The sequence below is a fragment of the Flavobacteriales bacterium genome (assembly GCA_013001705.1).
In the GTDB taxonomy this organism is placed as follows: domain Bacteria; phylum Bacteroidota; class Bacteroidia; order Flavobacteriales_D; family JABDKJ01; genus JABDLZ01.
Map to the genome: position 1 here is coordinate 1 of JABDLZ010000213.1, position 5917 is coordinate 5917.

General features: G+C 48.1%; 6 protein-coding genes and 1 tRNA gene. 1 reads left to right on the top strand and 6 read right to left on the bottom strand.

Going from position 1 to position 5917, the window contains the following annotated elements; translation table 11 throughout:
* From HKN79_08625 to HKN79_08650, 6 genes are all read right to left on the bottom strand, one after another.
* Nucleotides 1-463 (bottom strand): hypothetical protein (locus tag HKN79_08625; GenBank protein ID NNC83629.1); only part of this gene is annotated, 463 nt, incomplete at its 3' end.
* The gene (locus HKN79_08630; GenBank protein ID NNC83630.1) at nt 456-1676 is read right to left on the bottom strand and encodes a bifunctional 3,4-dihydroxy-2-butanone-4-phosphate synthase/GTP cyclohydrolase II; all 1221 of its coding nucleotides are present in this window, start codon (nt 1674-1676) and stop codon (nt 456-458) included. The genes HKN79_08630 and HKN79_08625, both read right to left, overlap by 8 nt.
* 68 nt (nt 1677-1744) lie before the next feature.
* Nucleotides 1745-2905, bottom strand: coding sequence for a glycosyltransferase family 4 protein (locus HKN79_08635; protein NNC83631.1), 1161 nt, complete (start codon nt 2903-2905; stop codon nt 1745-1747).
* 37 nt (nt 2906-2942) lie between these two features.
* Entirely contained in the window at nt 2943-4394 is a 1452-nt protein-coding gene (locus tag HKN79_08640) for a YjgP/YjgQ family permease (GenBank protein ID NNC83632.1), read from the bottom strand.
* Between the two features lie 44 nt (nt 4395-4438).
* Nucleotides 4439-4816, bottom strand: coding sequence for an SRPBCC domain-containing protein (locus tag HKN79_08645; protein ID NNC83633.1), 378 nt, complete (start codon nt 4814-4816; stop codon nt 4439-4441).
* A gap of 114 nt (nt 4817-4930) precedes the next feature.
* Nucleotides 4931-5004 (bottom strand) — tRNA-Met (locus HKN79_08650).
* 362 nt (nt 5005-5366) lie between these two features.
* On the opposite strand from HKN79_08650, the gene HKN79_08655 reads away from it, so the two are divergent.
* Nucleotides 5367-5917 (top strand): RNA polymerase sigma factor (locus HKN79_08655; GenBank protein ID NNC83634.1); only part of this gene is annotated, 551 nt, incomplete at its 3' end.

A 5917-nucleotide genomic window follows, 5' to 3' on the forward strand; every position in this document is an offset into this window, starting at 1 on the left:
CATTGGATTGGTGATGCAATATCTCCTTGATCCGGGTCGCTTCATTTACATCGTGCGTTCTGCCTCTGAAGGCGATACAGGTATCATCTGCATCATCCGTAGGTTGGAAGAGGCCATATCTGGATAAAAGCTTCCCATTGGGGAACCAAGCTTTCGGTCGATAGAAGTTATAGGTGATATCCCCGTAGCGATTGCGATACTGGGCTATGGCCACATCACCTCTATCGATCAGCCTTTCTATCCGTTGTGATTCTTCTTTTGCACATTGGGGAAGATTTCTTCGAAGAACCTGGTTCACCCAAGCAACGAAGTAGACATTGTCTTCTTGCCTTGAGATAGGGAAGAGGGCATGGTAGCGCGTACTGGGATAGTTTCCAAAGAGATGGGAATCCGGATCAGCACATTGATCCCTCTCCAGAAAAGAGAGCATCTCATCGACCATGATGGGCGGTGTGTCAGTCACCTTCTGGGATTCTGAGCTCGTGTCCCATCTTTTCGCGTTTGGTCTTGAGATACTCCACATTGTGGTGATTGGCATCTATCTCCAGAGGGACATTCTCAACGATCTCCAGATCATAAGAGATCAGACCGGTACGTTTCTTTGGATTGTTGCTCATCAGACGCATCTTACTCACATTGAGATCACGTAGTATCTGCGCTCCGATACCATAGTCCCTCTGGTCCATCTTGAATCCCAATTCCAGGTTGGCCTCCACAGTATCCATTCCTTGCTCTTGGAGCTTATATGCCTTGAGCTTATTGATCAGACCGATACCCCGACCTTCTTGATTCATGTAAACGATCACTCCTTTGCCTGCTTCTTCGATCAACTCCATACTCTTCTGAAGCTGTGGTCCGCAATCACACCGGCAACTGCCAAAGATGTCTCCTGTCATACACGAACTGTGCACCCTGACGAGGATGGGTTCATCCTTATCCCATGTGCCTTTCACCAATGCGAGATGCTTCTGACCATTGGTGCGTTGCTGATAGGCTTTCAATTCGAAGTCACCGAAAGTGGTCGGAAGATCGACTGAGACAATATGCTCGATGAGGCTCTCATTCTTCAGTCTATAGGCGATCAGGTCTTCGATACTGATGAGCTTGAGATCATGTTTATCTGCAATCTTCCTGAGGTGGGGCAGACGGGCCATGGTGCCATCCTCATTCATGATCTCCACAAGTAGTCCTGCAGGTCTGAATCCGGCCAGTTTGGCGAGGTCGATGGCTGCTTCGGTATGTCCTACACGCCTGAGTACACCCCCTGTTTTAGCTCGTAAGGGGAATATATGACCGGGTTTTCCCAATTCTTCCGGACGAGTCTCGGGGTCTACCAATGCTTTTACGGTCTTGGCCCTGTCTGCGGCCGAGATGCCGGTGCTGGTCCCGTGGCCTATCAGATCCACTGAGACAGTGAATGGGGTCTCGAATTGCGCAGAATTCTGGGCTACCATCAGATCCAGCCCAAGTTCATCGCATCGCTCCTCGATCAATGGAGCACATATCAATCCCCGTCCATGGGTCGCCATGAAATTGATGATGGCCGGGGTGACACATTCTGCTGCGGTGATGAAGTCTCCTTCATTCTCGCGATCCTCATCATCTACAACGATGACCACTTTGCCATTCTTGATGTCTTCAATGGCCTCTTCGACCGTATCCATTCGTATGTCCATCTATGGGATGAATTTAGTTCGACAAAGGTAGGGGTAAAGCAGACCTGCTCCAGAAGTATTTCGGCCTCTCAGTGCAATGCCTTCTCTGTGACAGAGCTCTTGCCTGCGTAGAATTTCAACAATTTATCGGTAAGCACCGAGTTGTCGAAATTGGATTCGATGAATGAACGCGCATTGACGGCAATATTCTCCAACATCTGCGGATTCTCGTGGATCTCATCGATACGTTGCTTGAATTCTTGAGGCGAATCCGCGATGAGGATGTTCTTCCCATGAGTCACTCCGATTCCTTCTGCACCTATACTGGTAGAGATAACCACTTTGCCCATGGCCATCCCTTCGATGATCTTGATACGTATACCCCCACCGGATAGCAAAGGCACGATCATGATCCCGTGCTGTGCCATATAGTCTTTGGCATTGGCTACCTCTCCATCCAGGATGACTCCATCCATCGGTCGTTTGGTGACATAGGAATCACTGGCCTTACCCGCTAGGTGCAGTTGAAACTGAGGATAGGCATTCCTGATATCCTCCCAAGCGTTCTCCAAGAACCACTCTACACCTTCTATGTTGGGCATCCAGTCCATGGCACCGAGATGGAAAAGATTCGGTCTGAACTGATAGGGGAGTTCTACTTGATAGGATGCTGAATCGATTCCAAAAGGTATGGTCTCGATAGGAATGTCACAGCCCAGGTCCATATAGTGCTGGGTATCTTCTGGACTGATGGTCGCAATGCCGTCCACCTGATTCATGATGGACATCTCATATTCCTTCAAGCGTTTGGCCAAGAGCCGGAGATAGGCTCTTCGGGCTCCGTTTGCAGATACACGGGCCATCCGTTGCCATATCTTGTATTCCAGATTATGGCTGCGCAGCATGATCTTGGCCGAGCTGAATCTTCTCGCAGTAGCGATATAGGGGGTCATGAAGAGGGATTCCACCTGAATGACATCGAAATCATCTTCTTCATTGAGAACACGCTCCAATTTCATGTCGAAATCAGGGGAGAAGAAGCGCGAGATATTGTAGGAATCCCGAGTAATGAGATTAGAGAAGGCATCTACGAAGTTCAACCGGGTATCGATGTAGACAGCCTCGATCCGGGTCAGTCTACAATAGATCTCAGAGAGTGCATTCTCGTCATATGGGTGCTTGTGGGTGCTCACGCACAACACCTTGACATCATGGCCTGCTTCGAGCAGTCCTTTTGTCAGGTTGTCCATAGCGATACAACCACCATCTATAGCAGGTCGTGGTGGCTTATGACACAGTTGGAGAATCCTCATCCAATCCTTTCTTACCTCTTTTGAATTTCGAGAACCATTTCCCGTAAGCCGAGCTGTCGAACAACTGGGAATCGTTCGCAGCCTTGTAGGTCAAAAATAAGGCAAAAGGCAATAGGACGAGGCTACTGAGCCACATTCCTTGATAGGGCTCTAGACTGCCGGAATTCACCATCTTCTCACCGCTGATGGAGGTGATATGGAAGATCAGGAAGAATACAATGGAGAAGACCACCGGCATACCTAGGCCTCCCTTCTTGATAATGGCTCCCAATGGTCCTCCTATGAAGAAGAGCAGGACACAGGCCAAAGAAAGTGTCAACTTCCGGTGCCATTCATTCCAGTGCTTGTTGATGTACACCTTCCTATTCTTCATGTCGTTGTGCGCAGTCTGGAGATAGGAGGAAGAATTGTTGGCCATGTTATATGCGATGCGATGCGCACGCAGAGCCGTTTCCAAGGGTAAGGAATCCAAATAAGTCACGATCGGCACCCGTTCTTGGATAGTGCCGTCCAAGCTGTCCCTGGTCAGGTGATAGGCTTTGGTCGTATACTTGACCAGATTATCCGCTCTACGCTGTACCTGGGCTTTGAGAGAATCAGCAGTGGTGCTCAACTGGGACATGTCCTGCATCGGGATATTGTTGGTCCATTTCTCCTCATCCGACTCTTGGAATTGCAGACTGGACACATCTATGCGCAGTTCCATTTGATCGAAGGTGGTGGTGAGGTGAGGGCTGCTCTTAGGACTGTTCTTCTGCGTAGGTGCAGACTGCTCATCATAGCTGATACCATCGTAGAGGTCCATGATGAGATATCTACCAGAGATGGTCTTTCTCATCTTACCCTTCTTAGCCCGGATAACTCGTGCATTGCCCATTTCGGGCAGCCGATGGTCGTAAATGAGGATATCACCGAGCTCCCCGGTCTTCTCATTCTTTTGGTTGATACGGATACTGAATCCGGCCATTCCGTTGTAGAAGACCCCTTCTTTGACATCCATCAGGGGTTTGTGGTAGACGATGTCGTGCAGTAGGGATTTCGATTTGAGGTTGGCGTAAGGCGTTACACGATTGGAGAAGAAGAAGGCACCTATTGCAATAACGATGATGAGGACGATCAATGGCCTCATGATACGAAGCAGTGAAAGACCACTGGATTTCAGGGCGACCAATTCATAATTCTCGGCCAGATTGCCGAAGGTCATAATGGATGAGAGGAGTATGGAAAGGGGGAGGGCCAGGGCGACCAGGTTGGTCGATTGGAAGATCAATAGCTCAGCGATGATCGTCCATTCCAATCCTTTGCCCATGAGGTCATCCAGATATTTCCAGACGAACTGCATGAGTAGAATGAATAGGATCAAGACAAAGGTCAGCGCGAAAGGACCAAGAAAAGATTTGATTATCAGCTTGCTGAGCTTCTTCATCGGGACCTTTTACTGAATCAACGAGACCCGGTCAGACCTGAGTATCAGCCTCCGATATTCTGTCTCAGTGTCTCGACCTGCTTGGACCAGAGGTCAGAGGTCTCTTCTTCTTCACCTTCATCACAGTAATCCGTGATGATCAGAGCCACATCATTGGTCATCGGGTCGATCTGAATGCGGAACTCGAAGAAAGATGAGGAATCATCGGACTCGACCCACTTATACTTCACGAACTCATCACGTTTTTTGGAAACAAGCTCTGCGATCTCTTCACTGCCATCCCATATAAAGGAATAGGTCCCATCCCGATTGATATTCACATCCTCAGCAAACCATCGCGATAGTCCGCTCGGGGTGCTCAGCATTTGATAGAGCACCTTGACCGAGGTCTTCAATGTGAATTCTAACTGTAGTTTTTCCATGTACATATTTCGCTTGTTCTATACACCAAGCATGCCAATATAACAAAAAGCGCGTGCTGGCTGGGTCAATCCTATGAATACCAATAAAAAAGCCTCTTCGAGAAGAGGCTTGAGTAGCGAAGGGGGGAATTGAACCCCCGACCTCAGGGTTATGAATCCTGCGCTCTAACCACCTGAGCTACCTCGCCAGAATCCTTGAAATATTTTCAAGGGCTGCAAATATAGAGAATGATGCATTTGTCCAAGCCTAAATGAGTCATCATCCTATCAAATCCACCAACGGTCATCGCCAGCGCCCTGATCTGTGCTTGTTCGATCTAGAAGAATGGAAGGTGAACAGAGAAGGAAGAAGGGCATCCCAGCAAGGAAAGGCCTGTACATCCTAGAGGGGCACCAATAGAAAGGGGCCCGCAACCTTGTCGCAGACCCCTATTCACCCTTAACCAACTCTTAATGTCTAAGCAAATATATATAATAATTAAACATAAAGCGAATGTCGTATGCTATTTATTCTATATTTGTTTCACATATCACATAAAAAGTTAGACACATGACTGAAAAATCTCTCATACAAGCCTTACAGAACGGGAATCGTTCTGCATTCAAGGTCATCTACGATAAGTATGTGAACTACTTCTTCGCCATCGCACTGAGATACGCTGAGAACTCTGCAGAAGCCGAAGACTATGTTCAGGAGGCCTTTGTACGTATATATAGGAACATCAACTCCTTCTCTTTTCAAGGCAGCTTCGAAGGATGGATGAAGCGCATCCTTATCAATCACTGCTTGAACGGCATCAAGAAGAAAAATCCTCTCAAGCAGAGCGAGGACATCACTGAACTTCCTGACAACAGCGGTGGCATCACAGCAGATGCGATGTCAGAGATCGCTGCAGATGACATCATGGAAGCTATTCAGGAATTGCCTACCGGATACAGAACGGTGCTGAACATGTATGTGATCGAAGGCTATAGTCACAAAGAGATAGGCGAGCACTTAGGAATCACAGAAAGCAGTTCACGCAGTCAATTGACTAAAGCGAGAATGAAGCTGAAGCACATACTGATGAGCAGAGGATTGGTTTCTGAAGACGAACTGCG

Coding starts and splice junctions, on each gene's coding strand:
- HKN79_08630 (NNC83630.1), bottom strand. CDS start 1,676: ATGGACATACGAATGGATACGGTCGAAGAGGCCATTGAAGACATCAAG.
- HKN79_08635 (NNC83631.1), bottom strand. CDS start 2,905: ATGGACAACCTGACAAAAGGACTGCTCGAAGCAGGCCATGATGTCAAG.
- HKN79_08640 (NNC83632.1), bottom strand. CDS start 4,394: ATGAAGAAGCTCAGCAAGCTGATAATCAAATCTTTTCTTGGTCCTTTC.
- HKN79_08645 (NNC83633.1), bottom strand. CDS start 4,816: ATGGAAAAACTACAGTTAGAATTCACATTGAAGACCTCGGTCAAGGTG.